This is a genomic window from Micromonospora sp. L32, from assembly GCF_052068055.1.
GTDB lineage: Bacteria > Actinomycetota > Actinomycetes > Mycobacteriales > Micromonosporaceae > Micromonospora > Micromonospora purpureochromogenes.
The window spans coordinates 42,911-65,327 of record NZ_JBQHDD010000009.1; the positions used below are offsets into that span (position 1 = coordinate 42,911).

The following is a 22,417-nucleotide window of genomic DNA, read 5'->3' on the forward strand; positions in this document are numbered from 1 at the left end:
TGTCCGTCGACCGGCCGGGAGCGGCGCCCCGTGACCGGTCGTCGGGATCGAGCCTGACCGGCGGCGATGAGCAGCGGATCAGCAGCGGATGAGTGCCCGGCCGCCGACCGGTGCCCGGCTCGGCGGTGCCTAGAGTGGGTGCCATGAGTCGGCGGGCGGGGGCACCGGCGGTGACCTTCGGCGTGCTGGGGCCCGTGCAGGCGATCGGCGCGGCCGGGCCCGTACCGCTGCGGGGTCCGCGTCATCGGGCCGTGCTGGCCCGCCTGCTGGTCGCAAGAGGCCAGGTGGTGTCGGTGGACCGGCTCGTCGGTGACCTCTGGGAGACGCCACCGGACCAGGCGGTGGCGGCGGTCCGAACCTTCGTCGCCGATCTGCGCCGGGCCCTGGAGCCGGAACGGGCGCCCCGCCAGCCGGCCCGGCTGCTGGTGACCGCGCCCCCCGGCTACGCGTTGCGCGCCGACCCCGAGGCGGTGGACGCGTGGCGGTTCGAGACGGCGGTCACCGAGGCTGCCCGGCTGATCGGGGACGGCGACGCCGGCTCGGCGCTGGCCCGGCTGACCGACGCGCTCGCCTGCTGGCGTGGCCCGGCGTACGCGGAGTTCGCCGACCAGGGCTGGGCGCGCGCCGAGGTCACCCGGCTCGACGAGCTGCGGATGCTGGCGGTGGAACGCCGGGGCGAGGCGCTGCTGGCGCTGGGGCGGGCCGCCGAGGCCGCCGTCGAGCTGGAACAGCACGCCGCCGCGCAGCCGCTGCGCGAGGACGCCTGGCGGCTGTGGGCCACCGCCCTGTACCGGTCCGGTCGGCAGGGCGAGGCGCTGGCCGCGCTGCGCCGGGCCCGCGAGACCCTGGTGGCCGAGCTCGGCCTGGACCCCGGCCCCGGGCTGCGTCGACTGGAGGCCGACATCCTCGCCCAGGCGCCGCACCTGGACCCGGCGCCCCCGGTGAGCAGGGCCGACGTCGGGCCGTCGCCGGGCGAGGTCCCGGCCGCGGCGTCCACCGTCGGCGAGGTGCCGGCGGAGGCGCCGCGTACCTTCGTGGGCCGGCGCGAGGAGCAGGGGCTGCTGGGGGCCGCGGCCGCAGCGGTGGCCCGGCACCGCCGGCCGGCCCTCGCCCTGGTCTCGGGCGGAGCGGGGGCGGGCAAGACGGCACTGGCCGAGGCGCTCATCCGGCGGCTGGCCGGCGCCGGCTGGGCCACCGCCTGGGGACGCAGCCCGGAGTACGAGGGCGCGCCGGTGGCCTGGCCGTGGACCCAGATCACCCGGGCGCTGGCCGTCGCGGACCCGTCATCGGTCGGCCCGACGGAGGAGCCGGCGGTGGCCCGGTTCCGCCGGCACCGGGCCGCCGTCGACCTGCTCACCGCGGCGGCCGGCCGGGGACCGGTGCTGCTGGTCCTCGACGACCTGCACCGGGCCGACGAGGACACCCTCGACCTGCTGGCCGCGCTGTTCGCGGAACCGGAGCCGGTCACCGGTCCCGTCCTCGTCGTGGGCATCTTCCGGTCCACCGAGATCGGCCCCGAGCTGGCGGCCGCCCTGGCCCGCCTCGCCCGCAGCGAACCGGTCCGGGTCTACCTCGACGGTCTGGACGCACCCGCCACCGGCGAACTCGCCCGGGCGGTCGCCGGCCGGGACCTCGACCCGCCGAGCGTCGACCTGATCCACCGCCGCAGCGGCGGCAACCCGTTCTACGTCCGGGAGCTGGCCCGGCTGCTCGCCGCGGAGGGCCCGGCGGCGCTGGAGACCGTCCCACCCGGGGTCCGCGACGTCATCCGCCACCGCCTGGCGCAGCTGCCCGGCCCCGCCCGCACGGTGTTGCAGCAGGCGGCCGTGCTCGGGCGCGACGTCGACCCGGACCTCCTGGCCGCGATGACCGGCGACGAGGCGGCCGTCCTGGACGCGCTGGACGACGCGGTGCGCGCCGGCGTCCTGACCGAGCAGGGCCCGGCGGCGCGGTTGCGGTTCGCGCACATCCTGGTCCGGGACACGGTGTACGGCGACCTGTCGGCGCCGCGCCGCAGCCGCTGGCACGCCGCCGCCGGTGCCGCCCTCGAACGGCTGCACCCCGACGACGTCACGGCTCTCGCCCACCACTTCTGCCGAGCCGGAACGCGGGGGGCCGCGCCGCGCGCCGCCCGGTACGCCACCGCCGCCGCCGAGCAGGCCGAACGCCGCTCCCTGCCGCACCTGGCCGCCCGGCTGTGGCAGCAGGCGCTCGACGCCCACGAGCTCGCCGACGACGATCCGCACGGCCGGCTGCGGGCGCTGATGGGGCTGGGCCGCGCGCTTGCCGTCACCGGGCACCTGGACCGGGCACGCCGGCACCGGGGCGCGGCGCTCACCGCGGCCGAGCGGCTGGACGATCCCCGGGTGACCGCGGACGTCCTCGCGGCCTTCGAGGTGCCCGCGATCTGGACACGCAACGACGACGACCGCCTCTCCCACCGCATCGTCGAGGCCGCCGAGCGCACCCTGGCCGCCCTCGGCGGGGACCGGCCGGCGGATCGCAGCCGCCTGTTGAGCACGCTGGCGCTGGAGCTGCGCGGCGACACCACGGACCGGGGACACCGGGCCGCCGTGGAGGCCGAGGCGATCGCCCGGCGCCTGGCCGACCCGGCGCTGCTGGCGTTCGCCCTCAACGCCCGCTTCATGCACGCCTTCGCCCGCGCCGGCCTGGCCCCGCAGCGGGCGCGCATCGGCGCGGAACTGGTCGAGCTGGCCCGCGAGCACGAGCTGGTGACCTTCGAGGTGCTCGGCCACCTGGTCCTGCTCCAGGCCCGCTGCGCGCTCGCCGATCTCGACGCCGCCGACGCCCACGCCGCGGCCGCCGACCGCCTCGCCGACCGGTACGAGCTGCCGCTGGTGGGCGTCTTCACCCGCTGGTACGCGGCGCTGCGCCTGGCCGTCGGCGGGCAGGTCGCCGCCGCCGAGGCTGCGTACCGGGCCGCCCATGCGAGCCTCCCCGCCGCCGGGATGACCGGCATGGAGAACGGGCTGCTCCCACTCGCGCTGCTGTCGCTGCGGCTGCCGGAACCGGCCGCCGGTGACCGGCCGGCCGATATGCGCGGGCCCACCGACAGGTGGCAGCGCGAGGACTGGGGACCGCACGAGCCCTGGGTCCGGCCGCTGGTCCTGCTCGCCGCCGGCCGCCGGGACGAGGCCGGCGTGGCGCTGGGCGCCCTCCCGGAGTCGCCGCACGACCTGCTCCGCGAGGCGCGGCTGTGCCTCGCCGCCCGCGCCGCGCTCGCCCTCGACGACCGCACCACCATGCGGTACGTGTACGCGGAGCTGCTGCCCGCCGCCGATGAGCTGGCCGGCGCGGGCAGCGGGGTCCTCACCCTCGGGCCGGTGGCCGGCCACCTCGCCGACCTGGCCACCGCGCTGGGCCGTCCCGACGACGCCGCCGCCCACCGCCGCAAGGCCGCGGAGGTGGCCGCCCGAGCCCACCGACGAGCGGTGACCGTCGATGGGTCAGACATCGACAGATATTGACGCTCTTGATACCGTGGCTGGCAATTATCTTCCCAGTGACGGGAGATGGGTATGCCCCGACGAATCCTGCACGGAGTCGCCGTCCTGGCCATCGGCACCGCGGTGGCCACGCTCGGCGCCGTGCCGGCGCAGGCCGATCCGGTGGTGCCCCGGCACGCCGTGGTCATCTGCCAGAGCGCCAGCTTCTACGACAACTACGACTCGGTCAGCGGCCCCTACGGCCTGAAGCGGGTCCTGCCCTACGGCAACAAGATCGGCCACACGCCCGGGGCGCACCCGGTCTACAACGGCTGGGCCGCGACCTTCGACTTCGGCCCCAACGACTGGGGCTACCTGCGCATCGAGTGCATCGGGGGGTACGACTCATGGTGAGCCGACGCATCGCTCGCGCGGTGGCGGCCGTGCTCGCGGGAACCCTCGCCCTCGTCGCCGCACCGGCCGCGGCGCACGCCGACACCGGCACGATCGGGCAGCGCGAGACGGTCTGCGCCGCCGACCTGTTCGTCCGCACCCAGCCCAACGGCGCCTGGATGGGCACCCTCTACCGGGGCCAGACCTTCCTCGTCGAGGGCCCGCGCAGCGGCGGCTACGTCTACGGCTTCGCCTACGGGCACATCAACCGCCGCGGCTGGGTCCAGGACGGCTGGTTCTGCTGATCCGGCCCAAAGCCCGCCCGGCGCGGCGCGGGTCGCCCCGTACCGGCCGCCAGGTTCTCGTCGGTCGGCATGGTGGCAGCCGGAACGGGAAGGCCACGATCGCCAGCAGGACGCACCGGGTCCCGAGGTACGAGCACGAGCACCCGCACCGGAGGGCAGAGCGATGAGCGAGACGACGGAGAAGGCGATCCTGGCCGGCGGCTGCTTCTGGGGGATGCAGGATCTCATCCGGAAACGCCCTGGCGTGCTCGCCACCAGGGTCGGATACACCGGCGGGGACGTGCCGAACGCCACGTACTACAACCACGGCACCCATGCCGAGGCGATCGAGATCGTCTACGACCCCGAGAAGCTCTCCTACCGGGATCTTCTCGAGTTCTTCTTCCAGGTCCACGACCCGACCACGAAGAATCGTCAGGGCGGCGACGTGGGAGTCAGCTACCGGTCGGCCATCTTCTACACCGACGAGCAGCAGCGGCAGGTCGCGGAGGACACGATCGCCGACGTGGACGCCTCCGGCCTGTGGCCGGGCAAGGTGGTCACCGAGGTCACCCCCGCCGGCCCGTTCTGGGAGGCCGAGCCCGAACACCAGGACTACCTGGAGCGTAATCCCGGTGGCTACACCTGCCACTTCGTCCGGCCGGACTGGAAGCTCCCCCGTCGAGGGGAGAAGGCGGCGTAGCGGCCCGCTCTGCTCGCGCGGCTGCCCGGCGAACGACGGGCGCGGCCACCAGCGGCGCGGCTCGACGGGTGCGACCGACCCGACATCGCAGCGTCACCGCGATGGCCGCGGATCGGCGGCCGGGTCCGGGCGCAGCGAGGAGAGCAGCAGGTCGGCGAAGTGCGCGCCGACCTGCTCGGCGGTGAGCCGGCCGCCGGTGTGGAACCACGCGCCGAGGTGGTGCACCGCGCCGAAGAAGTAGTCGACGGCCAGGTCGGCCGGCACGTCGGCGCGGAACGTCCCGGCGCGCTGGCCCTCCTCCACCAGCTCGCGGAAGCGTTCGTGGTACTCCCGGCGGGCCGCCCGCACCGCGCGCCGGCGGTCGGCCGAGAGCAGATGCATCGACTGGAGGAAGACCGTGGCGTCGTCCAGGTTGGCGATCGCGGTGACCACCACATCGGCGGCGGCCGCCCGCAGCCGCAGCGCCACCGGCTGGTCGCGGGCCATGATGGCCTCCAGGCGGTCGCGCTGCATGCGCAGCAGCCGCTGGTAGATCTCCTGGAGCAGGTCGTCCTTGGCGGCGAAGTAGTGGTACATCGCGCCCTTGGTGACCCCGGCGGCCTCGACGATCTCCTGGACCGAGGTCTTCTCGAAGCCCTTCTCCGCGAACAGCCTGGTGGCGACCGCCAGCAGCCGCTGCGGCAGCGCCTCCCCGTCGCCCGTCCGACCCACCGGTGCCCCCGCCCTTCCGGGCCGCCCGCCGGCCCGGTGCGCCAGCGTACGCAAGGCGCCGCCGATCAGGCCGGCTGGACGCGCACCGGGATGCCGTTGAGCACGACGTTTCCGGAGAGCGGGTCGACGGCCGTCTCGTCGGTGAGCACGTTGCTGTTGACGCCGGCGTGGGCGCGGGCCACCGCCTGCCGGGTGCCGGGCACGTCGTGGCCCCACCCGTGCGGCAGGCTGACCACGCCCGGCATGGTGTCGGGAGTGACCTCCACGGCCACCACGAGCGAGCCGACCCGCGAGGTGACGCGGGCGTCCTCCCCGGCGGCCAGCCCGAGCTTCGCCGCGTCCTCCGGGTGCACCTGCAGGGTGCAGCGGTCGCGGCCCTTCACCAACGCCGGCACGTTGTGCATCCAGCTGTTGTTGGACCGCAGGTGCCGGCGCCCGACCAGGACGAAGCCCTCCGGGGGCGCGTCGCGGGCGGCGCGCAGCCGGGCCACGTCGGCGGCGATCGGCGGCGGGCACAGCTCGACGGTGCCGCTCGGGGTGCGCAGCACCTCCGGCAGCCGCGGTCGCAGCGCCCCGAGGTCGACGCCGTGCGGGTGCTCCAGCAGCCGGGTCAGGGACAGCCCGTCCGGTCGCTGCCCGAACCGGTCGCCGTACGCGCCGAGCCGCAGCCGCGCGTCGAGCAGGCGTTCGGCCGGCCGGTCCCCGGCGACCAGCGCCCGCAGCTCCTCCGCGGGCCGGTCCAGTGCCTCGGCGGCGTCGGCGAGCACCTGGCCGAGCAGCTGTTCGTGCAGCCCCGCCGGGTCGGCGTCGGCGCCCTGCCCGGCGGCGATCAGCGTGAGCCGGGCCAGGATGTCGCACTCGTCGAGGCTGTCGGGCGCCAGCGGCAGGACGGGCGGCGAGTAGCTCGCGACGTTGCGCACGGCCAGGGTGAGGAACGCGAAGTCGTAGTGGCCGGCGCGGGCGGGGTCGGGTGGCGGCAGCACCACGTCCGCGTGCCGGGTGGTCTCGTTCAGGTACGGGTCGACGCTGACCATGAAGTCGAGCGAGGCAAGCGCGCGGTCCAGCCGCTCGCTGTTGGCGGTGGAGAGCACCGGGTTACCGGCGACGGTGATCAACGCCCGGATCCGGCCCTCCCCCGGCGTCTCGATCTCGTCGGCGAGGGTGGCGACCGGCAGTTCGCCCTTGACCTCGGGCAGGCCCCGCACCCGGCTGGCCCAGCGCCCGGTGCGGAACCCCTTGCCGGGGCCGGCGGCCCGGGTTCGCTGGTGGGCGGCGAGCGGGAACATCGCCCCGCCGGGCCGGTCCAGGTTGCCGGTCAGCACGTTGACCACGTCGACCAGCCAGCTGGTCAGCGTGCCGAACGCGACCGTGCAGGTGCCGACGCGTCCGTAGACGGCGGCGGTGGGGGCGGCCGCCAGTTCCCGGGCGAGCTGCCGGATGCGCGGCGCGGGCACCGCGCACCGGTCGGCCACCCGCTCGGGCGCGAACGCGGTGGCCAGTTCCCGGACGTCGTCCAGGCCGGTGACGTGTTCCGCCAGCCGGCCGAGCCGGACCAGGTTCTCGTCGAAGAGCGTGTGCACGAGGGCGAAGAGCAGCAGCGCGTCGGTGCCGGGCCGGATGGGCAGGTGCTCGTCGGCGGCCGCCGCAGTGCGGGTGCGCCGGGGGTCGACGACCAGGAACCGGCCGCCGCGCGCCTGCAACGCCCGCAGCCGGCCCGGGAAGTCGGGCGCGGTGCAGAGGCTGCCGTTGGACTCCCAGGGGTTGGCGCCGAGCAGCACCAGCAGGTCGGTGCGGTCGAGATCGGGTACCGGGATGGTGTTGGGGTCGCCGTACAGGTAGCCGGAGGAGACGTGCTTGGGCATCTGGTCGACGGTGCTGGCGGTGAAGACGTTGCGGGTGCTGAGCGCTCGCAGGAGCGGGCCGGCGTAGAGCCCCCCGGCCATCGTGTGCACGGTGGGGTTGCCGAGGTAGGCGGCGACCGCGTCGCGGCCGCCGGCCCGGGCGGCGGTCAGGCCGGCCTCGACGGCGGCGAACGCCTCGTCCCAGCCCACCTCGCGCAGCGTGCCGTCGACCCGCAGCAGCGGTCGGCGCAGGCGGTCCGGGTCGGCGAGGAGCTGCGGGAACGCGGCCCCCTTCGGGCAGACGAAGCCGTGGCTGAAGACGTGTTCGCGGTCGCCCCGGGCGTGCGTCACCCGGTCGTCGGCGATGGTCAGGGTCAGCCCGCAGGTCGCCTCGCAGAGCGGACAGGTGCGGTACGCGGTACGCGTCGCGGTCGTTCCCGGCATCGCGGGCCCCCTCGGGATGGAATACCGACTGGTCGGTATGGTGGCACGCCGGCGGATGGCTGTCATCCCCCGCGACCGGCCAACGCGGGGCGCAGCGGGACGGGCACGCACAGTGCGGCGGCCGGCCGAATTCGGCCACCCGCGCGCTGGCCAGGGCAGATGCGCCGTTTCGGGTATTGACGGTGATGTAACGCACATCATTGAATGGCGGCGTGGCAGGGCCCCTCCGCGCAGCGGCCTCGACACGTACCACCGACATGGCCACCCCGACCGTTCGTGCTGCTGCCTCCTCAGCAGCCGTCGTCAGGGTGCGGTGGGCGGAGTGAACGAGCGCCGGCGAAGGATGCTGCTCACCGCGGCGTTGCACGTGGTCTCGCACGGCATCGCCGTCCTCTACTGCCTGATGACGCCCGGCGAGCCGCATCGGCCCCTGATGCTCGCCGCCTACAGCTGCGGGATGGCGTCCGGCGCCGTCGGCATCTGGGCGGCACGGACGGTGACCACGAAGGCCGCCGGCTACCGGGTCTCGTTCACCATCCTGCTGGTCACCATCGCCATGGCGGCGCTCGGCGCGTACTGCGACGGCGGGGCCGCCTCACCGGCCGCCCTGGGGTTCGTGACCACCACGGTGTTCGTGGCCACCTACACCCCGCACCTGCGGCTGATGATGGCGCTGGAGGCGCTCCTGCTCGCGTCGTACCTCGCCGTGGCCGCCCTCGGGCAACCGCCACGGCCCGGCCACGTCTTCCTCTACATGGCGGGCATGCTGGTCCTGATCTCGGTCTGCGGCGCGCAGACCCGGAAGCTGGCGCGGCAGCGGTCCCAGCTGCGCGCCCTGGCGGCGCTGGACCCGTTGACCGGCGCCCTGAACCGGCGCGGCCTGGCGGACTTCACCCAACACCTGTTCCGCAGGTGCGGTCGCGCCGGCCCGGCCATGCTCTGTCTGGATCTCGACGATTTCAAGAGCGTCAACGACCGTCTCGGGCACGCCGCCGGCGACGAGCTGCTGAAGCGGACGGTGGCGGCGACGCGGGAGGTGCTGCGCCCCGAGGACGCCGTGGCCCGGGTCGGCGGCGACGAGTTCGTGGTCGTCCTCAGCGACGCCGACGAGGCGACGGCACGGACGGTGGCGGCCCGGATCGAGGCGGCGGTGCGCCTTCACACCGGCGTCAGCATCGGCGCGGCCACCGCCCCGCGCGACGGGGACACGCTGGAGACCCTGCTGCACGTGGCCGACCGGCGCCTCTACCGGGTGAAGCAGCAGCGCCGCGGCGGCGACCGGCCCGGCCACGGACTGCTGTCCACCGACACCGTCGGCGCGTGACGCCGCCGGCCGGCCATCGCCGGGCCGGCTGACCAGGCGGGCTCGGGCGGGTCCGGAGCGCACAATAGGCAACCTTCTTGACAGATTTGTTAACCATCGACAAACTTCATCGTGAGAGCGCTCTCTCGCCCGCTCCGCCCGCCACCCTCGCCGTACCCCGGGAGGACCCCCATGTCCCCACACCCGCGCCTGCTCGGCTCGTTCGCCGTCGCTCTCCTGCTCGTCGGCGCGGCGCCGCCGGCGGCGGGCGTCGCCGGCCCGCCGGCCACCACCGCCGCCACCCACCCCGCCGCCCCGGCGGACCTCCCTCCGGGCCTGGTCGACGCGATGCGCCGCGACCTGGGCCTCACCACCGCGCAGGTGGGCGACCGCCTGCGCACCGAGGCCGCCGCCCCGGCGGTCGAGCGGCGGCTGCGCGCGAAGCTCGGCCCCGCCTTCGCCGGCGCGTGGCTGCCCACCGACGGCAACCGCCTCACCGTGGCCGTCACCGATCCCGCGCTCGCCCCGGGGGTCCGCGCCGAGGGCGCCGACGTCACCGTCGCCGGCCGTAGCGAGAGGACGCTCGACGCGGTCAAACGGGCCCTGGACAGGCGACGCGCCAGGGCGGACGCCCGGGACCTCCACGGCTGGCACGTCGACGTGGTCAGCAACAGCGTCGTCGTGACGGCCCGACCCGGCGCCACCGCCGCGGCCACCGCGTATGTCCGGGCCAGCGGCGTTCCCGCCGGGGCCGTCCGGGTGGTCACCTCCCCGGCCGCCCCGCGCCCGCTCTACGACATCCGCGGCGGCGACCAGTACGTCATCAACGGCAACACCCTGTGCTCGGTCGGCTTCGCGGTCGTCGGCGGGTTCGTCACGGCCGGCCACTGTGGACGCGTCGGCAGCCCGACCCTCGGCTTCAACAACGTCTCGCAGGGCACGTTCGCCGGCTCGTCGTTCCCCGGCGACGACTACGCCTGGGTGCGCACCAACAGTTCCTGGACACCGCAGCCGTGGGTCAACAGCTACTCCGGCGGCAACGTGACCGTGGCCGGATCGCAGGACGCGGCCATCGGCAGCTCGGTCTGCCGCTCCGGGCGCACCACCGGCTGGCGCTGCGGCACCATCCTCGGCCGCAACGAGACCGTCGTCTACCCGCAGGGAGCCGTGTCGGGGCTCAGCCGCAGCAACGCCTGCGCCGAGGGCGGCGACTCGGGCGGCGCGTGGATCTCGGGCAACCAGGCCCAGGGGGTGACCTCCGGCGGCTCCGGAAACTGCTCCTCCGGCGGCACCACCTGGTTCCAGCCGGTGAACGAGATCCTCGGGGTCTACGGGCTGTCGCTCGTCACCACCGGCGGCGGGCAACGGATCGTCAGCAACTGGAACAACCGCTGCATCGACGTACCGAACTCCAACTTCTCCGACGGCGTACCCCTGCAGACCTGGACCTGCAACGGCACCAGCGCCCAGGCCTGGGCCTTCACCGGCGGGACGCTGCGGACCCAGAACAACAAGTGCATGGACGTGGCCTGGGGCTCCACCGCCAACGGCGCCACCATCCAGATCGCCAACTGCAGCGGCAACCCCGCCCAGCAGTTCGTCCTCTCCGCCGCCGGCGACCTGGTCAACCCCCAGGCCAACAAGTGCGTCGACATCACCGACTGGAACAACTCCGACGGCGCCCGCCTCCAACTGTGGGACTGCGCGGGCACCGCCAACCAGAAGTGGCGTCGCGGCTGACACCACCGCTCCCCCGGCCCGGCGGACACCGACACCCCACCGATCCCGCCGCCGTGCCGGTCGCTTCTCCCCCCGTCGAACCCGCGACAGGTTCGCGCCCGTCCCGCAGGAGGTCCCATGTTCCCCATCCGCGCCCGCCGCCGGCCCCGCGCGCTCGCCCTCGCCGGCGCCGCGCTCGTCGCGGCCACGGTGGCCCTCGCCGTACCGGTCGACTCCCGCCCCGCCGAGGCGGCGATCGGCGGAATCACCTGGCAGGACGAATTCAACGCCGGGGCCGGCACCCCGGTCGACCAGAGCAGGTGGCGCTTCGACATCGGCGGCAGCGGCTGGGGCAACAACGAACGGCAGTACTACACCAACAGCACCAGCAACGCGGTACACGACGGTCAGGGCAACCTGGTCATCACCGCACGCCGGGAGAACCCGGCCAACTACCAGTGCCACTACGGCCGGTGCGAGTACACCTCGGCCCGGCTGCTCACCGCCGCCACCTTCACGCAGGCGTACGGCCGCTTCGAGGCCCGCATCAAGATCCCCCGAGGGCAGGGCATCTGGCCGGCGTTCTGGATGCTCGGCAACGACATGGGCAGCGTCGGCTGGCCGAACGCCGGCGAGATCGACATCATGGAGAACATCGGCCGGGAGCCGAACACCGTCTACGGCACCATCCACGGCCCGGGCTACTCCGGCGCGGGCGGGATCACCGGCAGCCGGACCCTCGCCGCGCCGCTCGCCGACGCCTTCCACACCTACCGGGTGGACTGGGAGCCGAACTCCATCGTCTGGTACCTCGACGGCGTCGAGTACCACCGCGTCGACCCCGCCCGGCTCGGCGGCAACCGCTGGGTGTTCGACCACCCGTTCTTCATGATCCTGAACGTCGCGGTCGGCGGCAACTGGCCGGGCTACCCGGACGCGTCGACCCAGTTCCCGCAGCAGATGCTGGTGGACTACGTCCGGGTCTCCGGCTACACCTCCGGTGGCGGCGAGCCCGCGCCGGGGACCACCCGGATCCGGGGCGCGGCGAGCGGCCGGTGCATCGACATCCCCGGCGCGAACCCGGTCGACGGGGCCAAGCTGCAGATCTGGGACTGCAACACCACCGCCGCGCAGGCGTGGACCTTCGCCGCCGACGGCACCCTGCGCGCCATGGGCAAGTGCATGGACCCGGCCTGGGCCGGCACCGCCAACGGCACCGAGGTCAACCTGGTGAGCTGCAACGGAAACCCGGCCCAACGCTTCACCCTCACCGCCACGGGTGACCTGGTCAACCTCAGCGCCAACCGCTGCGTCGACGTACGCGACCGGGTCACCACCAACGGCGGCAAGCTCCAACTGTGGGACTGCACCGGCGCCGCCAACCAGAAGTGGTCGCGCGCCTAGACCCCGCACCGCGACGTACCCCCAATCCCCCACGCCCTTCGTCGGCCGGCCGCGACCCGGGTCGACGAGATGGTGCCCGTCCCCACCATCGAGGAGTTTCCCGTGACCAACAGACGCTCGCGCCGGGCACGACTCGCCGCCGCCATCGGCGCGCTGGCCGCGCTCGTGCTCGCCGTACCCGTCGCCCTCACCGCCACCCAGACCCGGGCGCTCGCCGTCGGCCCCGACCTGCTCCCCGTCACCGTCACCAACAACACCGGCCGCAGCGAGGCGGTCCACCTCTACATCCTCGGCACCGACATCCGCCCCGGCGGCGGCCTCGGCTACGTCAACGCCGCCGGCGCCTTCACCCGCTGGCCCGCCGGCGGCATCCCACCGACCCCGGCGCCGGACGTGTCGATCGCCGGCCCGCCCAACGGCGGCAGCGTCACCGTCCGGTTCCCACGCTTCATCTCCGGGCGCATGTACTTCTCGTTCGGCCGCAAGCTCGACTTCCGCCTCACCCCGGACGGGGTCGTCCAGCCCGCGCCCTGGGCCGCCGGCGACCCGAACCGGGACGTCCTGTTCGACTGGTCCGAGTTCACCTACAACGACGCCGGCCTCTGGTTGAACAGCTCGCAGGTGGACCAGTTCGCCGTGCCGCACGCCGTCTCCGTCACCAGCGGCAGCGGCGTCACCACGAAGACCGGCGAGCTGCTGAACAACGGCCGGAACAACGTCATCAACGCGGTCAAGGCGCAGCCGGCCTTCGCCCGGTCGGTCGTCACCCGCGCCGACGGCACCGTGCTGCGCGTCCTCGCGCCCGGCAAGGCCATGGACGCCGGCCTGATGGACCCCGCCTACCTCGACTCGTACATCAGCTCGGCGTGGAACGCGTACACCAGCCGTACCCTCACGGTCGTGCCGCGCACCAACGAGCCGAACCGCCGGTTCTTCGGCCGCACCGTCGGCAGCACCATGGTCTTCACCGACTCGTCCGGCGCCCAGGTGGCGACGGTCGCCAGGCCGACGACCGGCAACGTGTGGGGCTGCGACGGGGTCTTCAACGCCCCGAACACCCCGCCGTTCATCGAGCCGGAGATCAAGCGCACCCTCTGCACCGCGCTCAACCGCGGCACCCTCGGCCAGTTCGACACCGAGCCGCGGCTCGACGCCACCACCTTCTACCGGAACAGCGCCCCGAACCACTACTCCCGCATCATCCACGCCAACATGGCCGACGGTAAGGCGTACGGCTTCGCCTACGACGACGTCGGCGGCTTCGAATCGCTGGTGCACAGCGGCGATCCGCGTTCGGCCGCCATCACCCTGACGCCGTTCGGCGCCGGCGGCCCGACCGGACCGCCGCCGACCACTCCGCCGGCCACCGGCGACCTGGTGGTCAGCAACTGGCACCAGAAGTGCGTCGACGTGCCCAACTGGAACTTCGCCGACGGCCAGCGGCTCATCGTCTGGGACTGCCACGGCGGCACCAACCAGCGCTGGGAGTTCGTCAACGGCACCCTGCGCACCCAGAACAACAAGTGCATGGACGTCGCCTGGGGTTCCACCGCCAACGGCGCCGCCATCCAGATCGCGACCTGCTCCGGCAACCCGGCCCAGCAGTTCGTGCTCAGTGCGGCGGGTGACCTGGTCAACCCGCAGGCGAACAAGTGCGTGGACATCGCCGGCTGGAACCCGAACAACGACGCGGTGCTCCAGCTCTGGGAGTGCACCGGCGGCGCGAACCAGAAGTGGCATCGCGGCTGACGGCGGCCTCCCGGGCGATCCGGCGGCGGCGGCCGACCCCTGGCCGCCGCCGCCTTTGGGCGAGCGCCCGACGTCGACCGCCCCAGCCGGTCCGCTCCGATGTGGGGCCCGCTCGCGGGTCAGAGGGACTTGACGACGTCCACCAGTTGGTCGAGCGCCGCGCCCCAGCCCTCGGCGAAGCCCATGTCCTCGTGCTGCTTGCGGGCCGAGGCGTCGGCGTGGATCGCCGTGGCGGTGTACCTCGTACCGGCGCCGTCCGGCGCGATGCGGACCACCGCGGTGAACGGCAAGCCGTCCTCGGCGACCTGCGGGCGGAACCCCGGGCCCAGGGCGGAGGTGAACACCAGGGTGGAGCCCTCCTCGACCACCAGGATGCAGCCGTCGTTGGGGAACTCCTCACCCTCCGGCGAGCGCATGACGGTGTGGAACCGGCCACCGGGCTGCAGGTCGATCTCGCAGGACGAGGTCGACCAGGGCTTCGGGGCGAACCACCGCACGATCAGCTCGGGCGTGGTCCAGGCCTTCCAGACCAGTTCCGGGGCGACGTCGACGGTGCGCTCCAGGACCAGGTCGAGGTCGGGGTTCATGGTGTAGGCGGTCATGTCTGCTGCTCCTTCAGGTCGTAGAGAAGCGAATCGAGTTGATCGAGGCGGCGGGTCCAGAGCGCACGTTGCGCGGCGAGCCAACTGTCGGCCCGCTCCAGCGACCGGGGCGCCAGGCGGTAGGTCCGCACCCGCCCCTTCTTCTCCGAGGTCACCAGGCCCGAGCGCTCGAGAACACTCAGATGCTGGGTGAACGACGGCAGTGCCATCCCGAACGGACGCGCGAGGTCGCTGGTCGTGGCGGGGCCCCGGCCCAGGAGTTCGACCACGCGCCGGCGGGTGGGGTCCGACAACGCGTGGAACACGTCGTCCAGCGACGCGTCGCCCGCGCCGCCACCTTCGCCGGAATACTTAGCCATCCGCCTAAGTATGGGGGGTGGAGGACGGCCAGGTCCATACCCGGGCGGAAGTCGGACCCTGATCGGGACCGGCATCGACCGGTCCCACGGCATCGGTCACCTAGCTGCCGCCGGCGGGCAGCACGGTCGTACCGACCGCTCCCGGCCCGGACAGCACGTAGCGTCGATCGAATGGAGGTGCTGCTGCGCGGCGGGCCGGGTGACGGCCAGGTCGTCCCCGGCGGCGGGGAGACCGTCCTCTGGCAGGCCTGCCTGTACGAGATCACCTCGGAGCGGGCCCACCGGCACGGGCGTGACCTGCGGGTGTACCGACACCGCGTCGACTGCTGCGAACCGTACGGCCGGGGCTCCGAGGACAGGTGCGAGTAGCGATCGGGCGAAAGGGCCGACTGTAATCCGACTGTAATTCGGCCCCGGCCGGTCCTCGGCTGGCACAGTGGGTTGGTGGGAAACCGGTGGCGCGGGCGGCTGGGGCCGGCCGTCGGGATCGCGCCGGGCGCCCGGGTGGACCGGTTCGAGGTCTTCTTCGACCTGGTCTTCGTCTTCTCCTTCTTCATCATTACCCGGGCCACCGCCGCCAACATCACCGGCCGGCAACTACTGCACGCCATGCTCGTGCTGGCCGTGCTGTGGTGGTGCTGGGTGGTGCACAGCGTGGTGGCCACCCGGGTCCGGTTGGGCGAAGGCTTCGTTCCGGTGCTGATGGTCGCCGGGATGGCGGCGGTGTTCTGCCTCGCGTTGTCGCTGCCGCAGGCGTTCGACCACCCGAAACAGACGGCCGCCGGGCCGATGGTGGTGGCGATCAGTTACGTGGTGTTCCGCGGGGTGCACCTGCTGCTGTACTGGCACGTCGCCAAGGAGCGGCCGGGCGAGCGGCGACTGCTGTTGAAGTACTCCCCGGAGCTGGTGGCCAGCACCCTGCTTCTGCTGAGCGCCGCGCTGATCCCGCCGCGGATCGAGGACGCGGGCGTGGCCGGGCTGGTCCGGGACGGGCTGTGGGTCAGCGTCGTCCTGTTGCAGTACAGCGCCGGACTGGTCGCCGGGGCGTGGGGCTGGATGGTCACCTCCGCCGAACACTGGACCGAGCGCTACGACCTCATCCTGATCATCGCGCTGGGCGAGTCGATCATCTCCGTCGGCGTCGGCGGCAACCTCCTCGGCCAGCCGGTCACCTGGCCGGCGATCACCGCGGCCGTGCTGGGCATCGTCTTCACCGCCGCCCTGTGGTGGACGCACTACGACGTGGTCGCACCGGCCGCCCGGATCGCGCAGCACGTCGCGCAGGGGCAGGCCCGGGTGTCGATGGCCCGCGACGCGTACGCCTATCTGCACCTGGTGATGATCGCTGGGGTGATCCTGTTCGCCCTGGGGGCCGAGGAGATCGTGCGGCAGATCGCCGACCCGTCGATCAGCCTCGCCGAGCCGGCGCACGGTCCCGGCGTACCGCTGCTGTTCGGCGGGGTGATCTGCTACCTGTGCGCGGACATGCTGTTCCAGCTGCGCACCCTGCACACCCTGTCCTGGAGCCGGGTCGGCACCGTGCTCGCGCTCACCGCCGCCATCCCGGCCGCGACGCACCTGCCGGGGTTGGCCGCCTTCGCCCTGCTGACCGCGCTCTGCGTGGCGTTGGTGGCCGTCGAGGTCGTGGTGATGGCGGACGCCCGGCGAGCCCTGCGGCAGGCCGCCCTCGACGAGCGGACGAGCTACGAGAAGCACGAGGCCGCCTGGCGCGCCCGCTGGCACGAACAGACCGCCGACGAGCCACCGGCCTAGGCGGTGTCGTCAAAGGATCTTGGTGTCGGATGATGTAGGGCGTGGCAGCCGAGGAGGCGGCCGCCGACGTTCGACAAGCAGCTCTACAAGTACCGCAACGTCGTCGAGCACTGCTTCAACCGCCTCAAGCACTGCCGCAGCTTCGCTACCCACTACGACAAGACAGATACGTCGTACCATGCCACCGTCACTGACTGTCAGCCGCTGAGCAGGGTCGCTACGGCTCGTAGTAGGCGCGGCTGACGGGGGCGGCGAACGACACCGAACGCGCCCACGTCCTGGCGGTGCTCGACCGCGACCGGCTCGTCGACACCACCGTGACCGAGGCATTTGCGACGCTGCTCGGTGAAGCCGCCTGCCTGGCCTCGATCTCCACCCTCTATCGCATCCTGCGTGCCGACAATCATCGGCACTGGTCCTGCCCGATTCTCACCCGCTGCGAGTGATCCACGCTACCGTTGGTGAGGTGATTTTGACTAACGGTTATCGGATCGAGGCGGGCGGAGGGGATGGCGGATGGCAGACCCGATTGCGGAGTTCTTCACCGCGCTCACCCTGCGGCATGACACGGCGGTTAGGAAGATCACGGGCACTATCCGCTGCGATCTGGTTGCGGACGGGCGGATTGAATATTGGTTCGTCGACATCAAAGATGGCGACATGGACATATCGCGGGAGAAGCGTGACGCCGACTGTCTCATCCGCGCTGACAAGACATTGTTCTGCCGCTTTGTCACGGGCGAGGGGAATGCGATCGTGGCGTGGTTGGGATACCGGATTTACATCGCGGGAAGGACGGACCTGTTCCGCGCCTTCGAACGGCTCTTTCCAGGGCCTGTTGGGGCACGTGACCCACGAAATCTGGCCGGCGGGCCCGGGAGCCTGGCACGATGAGCGAATTGGTCAGTATCCTGGATGGCAATACTTTCGTGATCAGCGACGGCAATGGCGACATTGATGCGTCGCCGTCGCTGCCCACCGGGTTGTTCTCGTTCGACACCAGGTTCTTGTCGAGATGGCATCTAAGTATCAATGGCGAGCGACTGACGGCACTCGCTGTCAATGATCTTCAGTATTTCGAGACGCGGTTCTATCTCGTTCCGGGCGCCCCGACCCACTACATCGACGCGAAGGTGACAGTGATCCGTCAGCGTTCGGTTGGCGCAGGTTTTGACGAGGAGCTGACGGTTCTCAATCACGAAAACAAGTTCGTCGATCTCACTGTCCGCTTGGAGGTTGGCAGCGATTTCGCCGATCTGTTCGAGATCAAGGACATGCGACAAAAGAAAGGCAGGTATTTCGCGCGTATCGACGACGGGTGCCTGCGGCTGAGCTACGACCGGGAGACGTTCCGCCGAGAGACGGTGATCTCGTCCAGTGCGTCGGCAGAGATCGATGAGAATGGGCTGACCTTTGCCATCCGACTCGAACCGCATGGGAAGTGGGTCACCCAACTGCGTGTGGCGACGCTAGGCCCGGATGGGCAGGAGGTTCGCCTGAGCTTGCGTGGCCAACCCATCAGCCGGGCAAAGCGGAAGCTGCAGGAGGATCTGCAGCACTGGCTGGACCAGGCACCGACTCTGGTGTGCGACTTCGAGCCACTGTTGAGGACGTACCGAAGGAGCATCATCGATCTCGCCTCGCTGCGCTATACACCGCTGGTCTCCGGCGGGCGGATCCGGACCCTGATGGCGGCCGGCCTGCCGTGGTTCATGACGGTCCTCGGTCGGGACAGCATCCTCACCAGCCTGCAGGCGCTGCCGTTCCTGCCGGAGCTCGCCGAGGCGACGCTGTTCGCGTTGGCAGTTCCACAGGGCAGCCGGCTGGACGATTTCCGCGAGGAGGAGCCGGGGAAAATCCTGCACGAGTTCCGCTACGGGGAGTCGGCCGTGTTCGAGGAGCAGCCGCACACGGCATACTTCGGCAGCGCCGACTCCACCCCGCTCTACGTGATATTGCTCGACGAGTACGAGCGCTGGACCGGTGACGACGCCGTGGTGCACGAGCTCGAATACGAGGCACGTGCCGCGCTCGCCTGGCTCGACACGTACGCCGACATCATGGGCAATGGTTACGTCTGGTATCAGCGCCGCAACGAGCAGAGCGGCCTGGTGAATCAGGGCTGGAAGGACTCCTGGGATTCGATCTCCTACAACGATGGCCAGCTGCCGGGATTCCCGCGAGCGACCTGCGAGTTGCAGGGTTACGCGTACGACGCCAAGCTCCGCGGTGCCCGCCTGGCCCGACGGTTCTGGGGTGACCCAGCGTATGCCGACCGGCTGGAGCGAGAGGCCGCCGACCTCAAGGAGCGGTTCAACCGGGACTTCTGGATTGAGGATCGGCAGTACTATGCCCTCGCCCTCGACGCCGAGGGCAGACCGGTCGACGCACTCACGTCGAACATGGGCCATCTGCTCTGGAGCGGAATCGTCGATGAGTCCCGGGTCGGTAAGGTCGCCGAGCATTTGCTCGGCCCGAAGTTGTTCTCTGGTTGGGGCGTGCGGACCCTGGCCGCGGATGCGGGGCGGTACAATCCGGTCGGCCGTCACGTGGGTACGGTGTGGCCCTTCGACAACTCGTTCATCGCCTGGGGATTGCGCCGTTGCGGCCTTTCGGAAGAGGCGGGGCGGATCGCTGGGGCGATGATCGAGGCGGCCGAGTTCTTCGACGGGCGGCTACCGGAGGCGTTCGCCGGTTATGACCGAGCGCTGACGGAGTACCCGGTCGAGTATCCGGCCGCCTGCAGTCCTCGGGCGTTGTCATCAGGCGCCCCGCTGCTGCTGCTGCGCGTCATTCTCGGCCTTGAACCGCACGCTGATCATCTGATTATCCGGCCCGCGTTGCCGAAGCTGATCGGCCGGCTCGAACTTCTCGACATTCCTGGACGATGGGGGCGGATAGACGCCCTCGGCCGCCCACGGTAGCAGCTACCCATCCTCAAACCGCCGCTGACCCGGCTGGGCGGACTGCTTCAATCGGCCCGTTACGAACGCAGAGCTGACGTCTGCCAAGCCCTGCTCAGCCTGGCTGAGGTGCCCCGGGTTCTCAGGACAGGGATCCAAAGTAGAGGTCAGTCTTTCGGTAGGAGGGTGTAGCGCACGGTCTGCAAGCGGATCAGCCCATCCTGGAAGACGAACGTGCCGATGCCGTCGACCGCCCGGTTCCTCCTGGCTGCAGCGGCTCACCGTCGACGACAACACCCGCCGCGGCTACGAATCCCACGTCCGCGTGCACCTCATCCCGCACATCGGCGACGTCGTCCTGGACAAACTGCTCCCGAAGGGGGTCGGTCTGGGTCTAGGCGTCTCGCGCTCGGTCGATGCCGGGTCGGCTAACCGGCCGGTCCTGCGTCCGTAGCTGCTCCACTACCGTCAGGCGGTGCGGACGACGGTGTCTCCGCACCCGCCGGCCTGGCATGATCCAGCCATGCCGGTCGACCGTCGCTCGCTGCTCGGACTCGGGCTCTCCGCCGCCACCGCGGCGCTCACCGGCTGCCGGGCGGCACCGCCCACGGGCCACGCCGGCTCGTGGCGGACGCCGGGCGCGTCGGCCCCGGGCCAGGGCGCCGCCGCGGTCACCGGGCCGGTCGTCCGCACCTCCCCGGTCAGCCGGCGGCTGACCACCGTGCTCACCGGCCACCTGAAGCCGACCAGCCTGAACCCCGCCCACCCGATGTACGCCGGGGCGGTCGCGCTCGCGCTCAACGGTGGGCAGCCGTACGCCGAGACGGCCGTCGGCGAGGCCCTGCGCTTCGGTGCCGGGCCGGTCCTCCTGCCCGCCGGCGAGCGGGTCCGGATGCGCACCGACTCCATCTTCGACCTCGCCTCGATCACCAAGGTCTACACGTCCATCCTCGCCCTGCGGCAGGTCGACAAGGGCCGACTCGACCTCGACGCGCCGGTGGTGAGCTACCTGCCGGAGTTCACCGGTGCCGGCAAGTCGGCCGTCACGGTGGCGATGCTGCTCGCGCACACCAGCGGGCTCCCCGTGGGTGCCACGGTGACCGGCTACGCCACGCTGGCCGAGAAGTGGCAGGCCGTCCTGGCCACCCCGCTGGTCAGCGGGGCGATCCCGGGCCGGGTGTTCCGCTATTCGAGCGTGGGGCTGATGGTCGTGGGCAGGCTGGTGGAGAAGGTCACCGGCCAACGGCTCGACCAGGCGCTGAGGACCGAGTTGACCAACCCGCTCGGCCTGCGCTGGACCGGCTTCAACCCGAACACCTGGCTCAGCGCCATGGACCGGGCCACCCGGCTGGTGGCCACCGACGCGCGCTCCTCGCGGGGGCTGCTCCGGGGCGTGGTGCACGACGACGTGGCCAACCACCTGGGCGGCATCGCCGGGCACGCCGGCATCTTCAGCACCGCCGAGGAGGTCGCCGTCATCGGCCAGTTGCTGCTCGACGGCGGCACGTACGGCGGCCAGCGGATCCTGGCCGAGAGCACCGTCCGCCGGATGCTGACCAACGCCAACGCCGGGCTGCCCGCCGTCGACCCGGAACGCCCGAACCGGACCGCCGACCACGGGCTCGGCGTGGTGCTGCACCAGCCGTGGTTCATGGGTCGGCTCAGCGCCCCCACCACCTTCGGGCACACCGGCTTCACCGGCACGTCGCTGCTGGTGAGCCCCGCCCGCCGGACCGTCTTCGTGCTCCTCACCAACCGGGCCCACCCGAACTGGAGCTGGGCCGACCCCGATCCGGTGCGGGTCGCGACCGCCAACGTCCTGGCCCGCCTGCCCATCCTGTCGGCCACCGCCACCAGATGACGGCGGCGCGGCGTCCCGTCCCACCTCCCCGAGCGACGGGCGTCGCGGTCACCGGGTCTCGGGCAGGGTGACCGGCGGGCCGAACCGGACCGGAACGCCGGGCGAATACAGCACGCTGGCCGGCGGTCCCGCCGGCGGCGGCAACCCGGCGGCGGCGACCAGTTCGTCGTCCAGGCGCAGCAGCTCGGCCCGGTGCAGCGGCCAACGGGGATGCCAGTTCGGCAGGTGCAGCGTGCGCCCGTACGCGCGGGTGTGCAGCCCCCAGCGGGCGGTGACGAAGTGCTCCAGCGGGGTCGGGTCGGCGATCGGCTCCCCCACCCGTACCACCATCCGGCTCGTCGCTCCGACCGGTCCGGGCCAACGCCGCCGGCACCGGTAGGTGAAGTGGTCACCGTCGCGGTCCAGCCGCATCGCCGACCACAGGTACGGCAGTCGCAGGGTCGCCCGGGCGACCAGCACCGGCACCAGCCGGGACGCGTCGAGCGAACGGAACACCACGGCCCGCCGGCCGGTGTGGTCGACCGAGTAGAGCCGGACGTTCGTCTCCCAGAAGCTGCCGAAGTACGGCACCCCCGGCCCGGTGCCGAGGCCCAGCCCCACCATCCGGAAACCGATCAGGCCGACGTAGCTGAGCCCGTCGAGCGTGTCCGGACGGGTGCCGGCGGGCAGCAGGGGCGCGACCACCTCCGGTGCGACCGCCCAGTGCAGGAAGGTGAGGTGCTCCCAGCGCTGCCCCAGGATCGCCCGCCGGAACCGCTGCTCCGGGGCGCAGTCGACCGGCTCGATGTCCACCCACCCATCCTGCCCCGTCCCCGCGGCCGGCGGAGCCTCCCCCGCCCGGCCGGGGATCACCTGACTGTTGTCGATTGCCGGCGTTTCCGGGCCCGGTCCGGGCTACGGTCTTCCGGTGAGGGCTCGTACC

Annotated in this window: 19 protein-coding genes; 14 read left to right on the forward strand and 5 right to left on the reverse strand. The window is 72.3% G+C overall.

Translation table 11 applies throughout. The features are described 5' to 3' along the window. The first annotated feature begins 143 nt into the window (after window positions 1–143). From ACTMTB_RS23540 to msrA, 4 genes are all read left to right on the forward strand, one after another. Window positions 144–3,488, forward strand: a complete 3,345-nt coding sequence (locus tag ACTMTB_RS23540) for a BTAD domain-containing putative transcriptional regulator (RefSeq protein WP_441148408.1) — start codon at window positions 144–146, stop codon at window positions 3,486–3,488. A gap of 51 nt (window positions 3,489–3,539) precedes the next feature. Beyond that, the gene (locus ACTMTB_RS23545) at window positions 3,540–3,860 is read left to right on the forward strand and encodes a hypothetical protein (protein WP_357615636.1); all 321 of its coding nucleotides are present in this window, start codon (window positions 3,540–3,542) and stop codon (window positions 3,858–3,860) included. A 29-nt stretch (window positions 3,861–3,889) separates the two neighbouring features. Continuing rightward, window positions 3,890–4,144, forward strand: coding sequence for a hypothetical protein (locus tag ACTMTB_RS23550; RefSeq protein WP_357615639.1), 255 nt, complete (start codon window positions 3,890–3,892; stop codon window positions 4,142–4,144). 163 nt (window positions 4,145–4,307) lie between these two features. Then, window positions 4,308–4,826 (forward strand): peptide-methionine (S)-S-oxide reductase MsrA, encoded by a 519-nt coding sequence (gene msrA, locus ACTMTB_RS23555; protein ID WP_179804930.1) that lies wholly within the window; start codon window positions 4,308–4,310, stop codon window positions 4,824–4,826. Between the two features lie 93 nt (window positions 4,827–4,919). Here msrA and ACTMTB_RS23560 read toward each other — a convergent pair whose 3' ends face one another. Together ACTMTB_RS23560 and ACTMTB_RS23565 are read right to left on the reverse strand one after the other, a co-directional pair. Then, window positions 4,920–5,537 carry a TetR/AcrR family transcriptional regulator gene (locus ACTMTB_RS23560; RefSeq protein ID WP_441148409.1) on the reverse strand — a complete coding sequence of 206 codons (618 nt, stop codon included), beginning with the start codon at window positions 5,535–5,537 and terminating at the stop codon, window positions 4,920–4,922. A 65-nt stretch (window positions 5,538–5,602) separates the two neighbouring features. After that, window positions 5,603–7,822 carry a molybdopterin oxidoreductase family protein gene (locus ACTMTB_RS23565; RefSeq protein ID WP_441148410.1) on the reverse strand — a complete coding sequence of 740 codons (2,220 nt, stop codon included), beginning with the start codon at window positions 7,820–7,822 and terminating at the stop codon, window positions 5,603–5,605. Window positions 7,823–8,144: 322 nt separating this feature from the next. Between ACTMTB_RS23565 and ACTMTB_RS23570 the strand changes: the two genes are divergently transcribed. The 4 genes from ACTMTB_RS23570 (at window position 8,145) to ACTMTB_RS23585 (ending at window position 13,997) form a co-directional block, all read left to right on the forward strand. Further along, window positions 8,145–9,146, forward strand: a complete 1,002-nt coding sequence (locus tag ACTMTB_RS23570) for a GGDEF domain-containing protein (RefSeq protein WP_441148411.1) — start codon at window positions 8,145–8,147, stop codon at window positions 9,144–9,146. Between the two features lie 171 nt (window positions 9,147–9,317). Then, window positions 9,318–10,865, forward strand: coding sequence for a ricin-type beta-trefoil lectin domain protein (locus ACTMTB_RS23575; protein ID WP_441148412.1), 1,548 nt, complete (start codon window positions 9,318–9,320; stop codon window positions 10,863–10,865). A gap of 117 nt (window positions 10,866–10,982) precedes the next feature. Beyond that, window positions 10,983–12,248, forward strand: coding sequence for a family 16 glycosylhydrolase (locus ACTMTB_RS23580; RefSeq protein ID WP_441148413.1), 1,266 nt, complete (start codon window positions 10,983–10,985; stop codon window positions 12,246–12,248). 102 nt (window positions 12,249–12,350) lie between these two features. Continuing rightward, entirely contained in the window at window positions 12,351–13,997 is a 1,647-nt protein-coding gene (locus ACTMTB_RS23585) for a beta-1,3-glucanase family protein (protein WP_441148414.1), read from the forward strand. 119 nt (window positions 13,998–14,116) lie between these two features. On the opposite strand, the gene ACTMTB_RS23590 is transcribed toward ACTMTB_RS23585, so the two are convergent. Further along, window positions 14,117–14,599 (reverse strand): SRPBCC family protein, encoded by a 483-nt coding sequence (locus ACTMTB_RS23590; RefSeq protein WP_441148415.1) that lies wholly within the window; start codon window positions 14,597–14,599, stop codon window positions 14,117–14,119. Continuing rightward, window positions 14,596–14,958: an ArsR/SmtB family transcription factor gene (locus ACTMTB_RS23595; protein ID WP_441148416.1), complete on the reverse strand. Its 363-nt coding sequence runs from the start codon at window positions 14,956–14,958 to the stop codon at window positions 14,596–14,598. Before ACTMTB_RS23595 ends, ACTMTB_RS23590 begins: the two co-directional genes overlap by 4 nt. Before the next feature lie 171 nt (window positions 14,959–15,129). On the opposite strand from ACTMTB_RS23595, the gene ACTMTB_RS23600 reads away from it, so the two are divergent. The 6 genes from ACTMTB_RS23600 (at window position 15,130) to ACTMTB_RS23625 (ending at window position 21,495) form a co-directional block, all read left to right on the forward strand. Beyond that, window positions 15,130–15,327 (forward strand): hypothetical protein, encoded by a 198-nt coding sequence (locus ACTMTB_RS23600; protein WP_280839323.1) that lies wholly within the window; start codon window positions 15,130–15,132, stop codon window positions 15,325–15,327. 72 nt (window positions 15,328–15,399) lie between these two features. Beyond that, on the forward strand, window positions 15,400–16,731 hold the full coding sequence (locus ACTMTB_RS23605; protein WP_441148417.1) for a low temperature requirement protein A: 1,332 nt from the start codon (window positions 15,400–15,402) through the stop codon (window positions 16,729–16,731). Between the two features lie 284 nt (window positions 16,732–17,015). Further along, window positions 17,016–17,177: a hypothetical protein gene (locus tag ACTMTB_RS23610; RefSeq protein WP_441148418.1), complete on the forward strand. Its 162-nt coding sequence runs from the start codon at window positions 17,016–17,018 to the stop codon at window positions 17,175–17,177. 70 nt (window positions 17,178–17,247) lie between these two features. After that, window positions 17,248–17,625 (forward strand): SCP2 sterol-binding domain-containing protein, encoded by a 378-nt coding sequence (locus ACTMTB_RS23615; RefSeq protein ID WP_441148419.1) that lies wholly within the window; start codon window positions 17,248–17,250, stop codon window positions 17,623–17,625. Beyond that, window positions 17,622–19,655 (forward strand): amylo-alpha-1,6-glucosidase, encoded by a 2,034-nt coding sequence (locus tag ACTMTB_RS23620; protein ID WP_441148420.1) that lies wholly within the window; start codon window positions 17,622–17,624, stop codon window positions 19,653–19,655. Before ACTMTB_RS23615 ends, ACTMTB_RS23620 begins: the two co-directional genes overlap by 4 nt. 502 nt (window positions 19,656–20,157) lie before the next feature. Beyond that, window positions 20,158–21,495 (forward strand): serine hydrolase domain-containing protein, encoded by a 1,338-nt coding sequence (locus ACTMTB_RS23625; protein WP_441148421.1) that lies wholly within the window; start codon window positions 20,158–20,160, stop codon window positions 21,493–21,495. A 48-nt stretch (window positions 21,496–21,543) separates the two neighbouring features. Here ACTMTB_RS23625 and ACTMTB_RS23630 read toward each other — a convergent pair whose 3' ends face one another. Further along, window positions 21,544–22,287, reverse strand: coding sequence for a YqjF family protein (locus ACTMTB_RS23630; RefSeq protein ID WP_441148422.1), 744 nt, complete (start codon window positions 22,285–22,287; stop codon window positions 21,544–21,546). Window positions 22,288–22,417 lie beyond the last annotated feature (130 nt).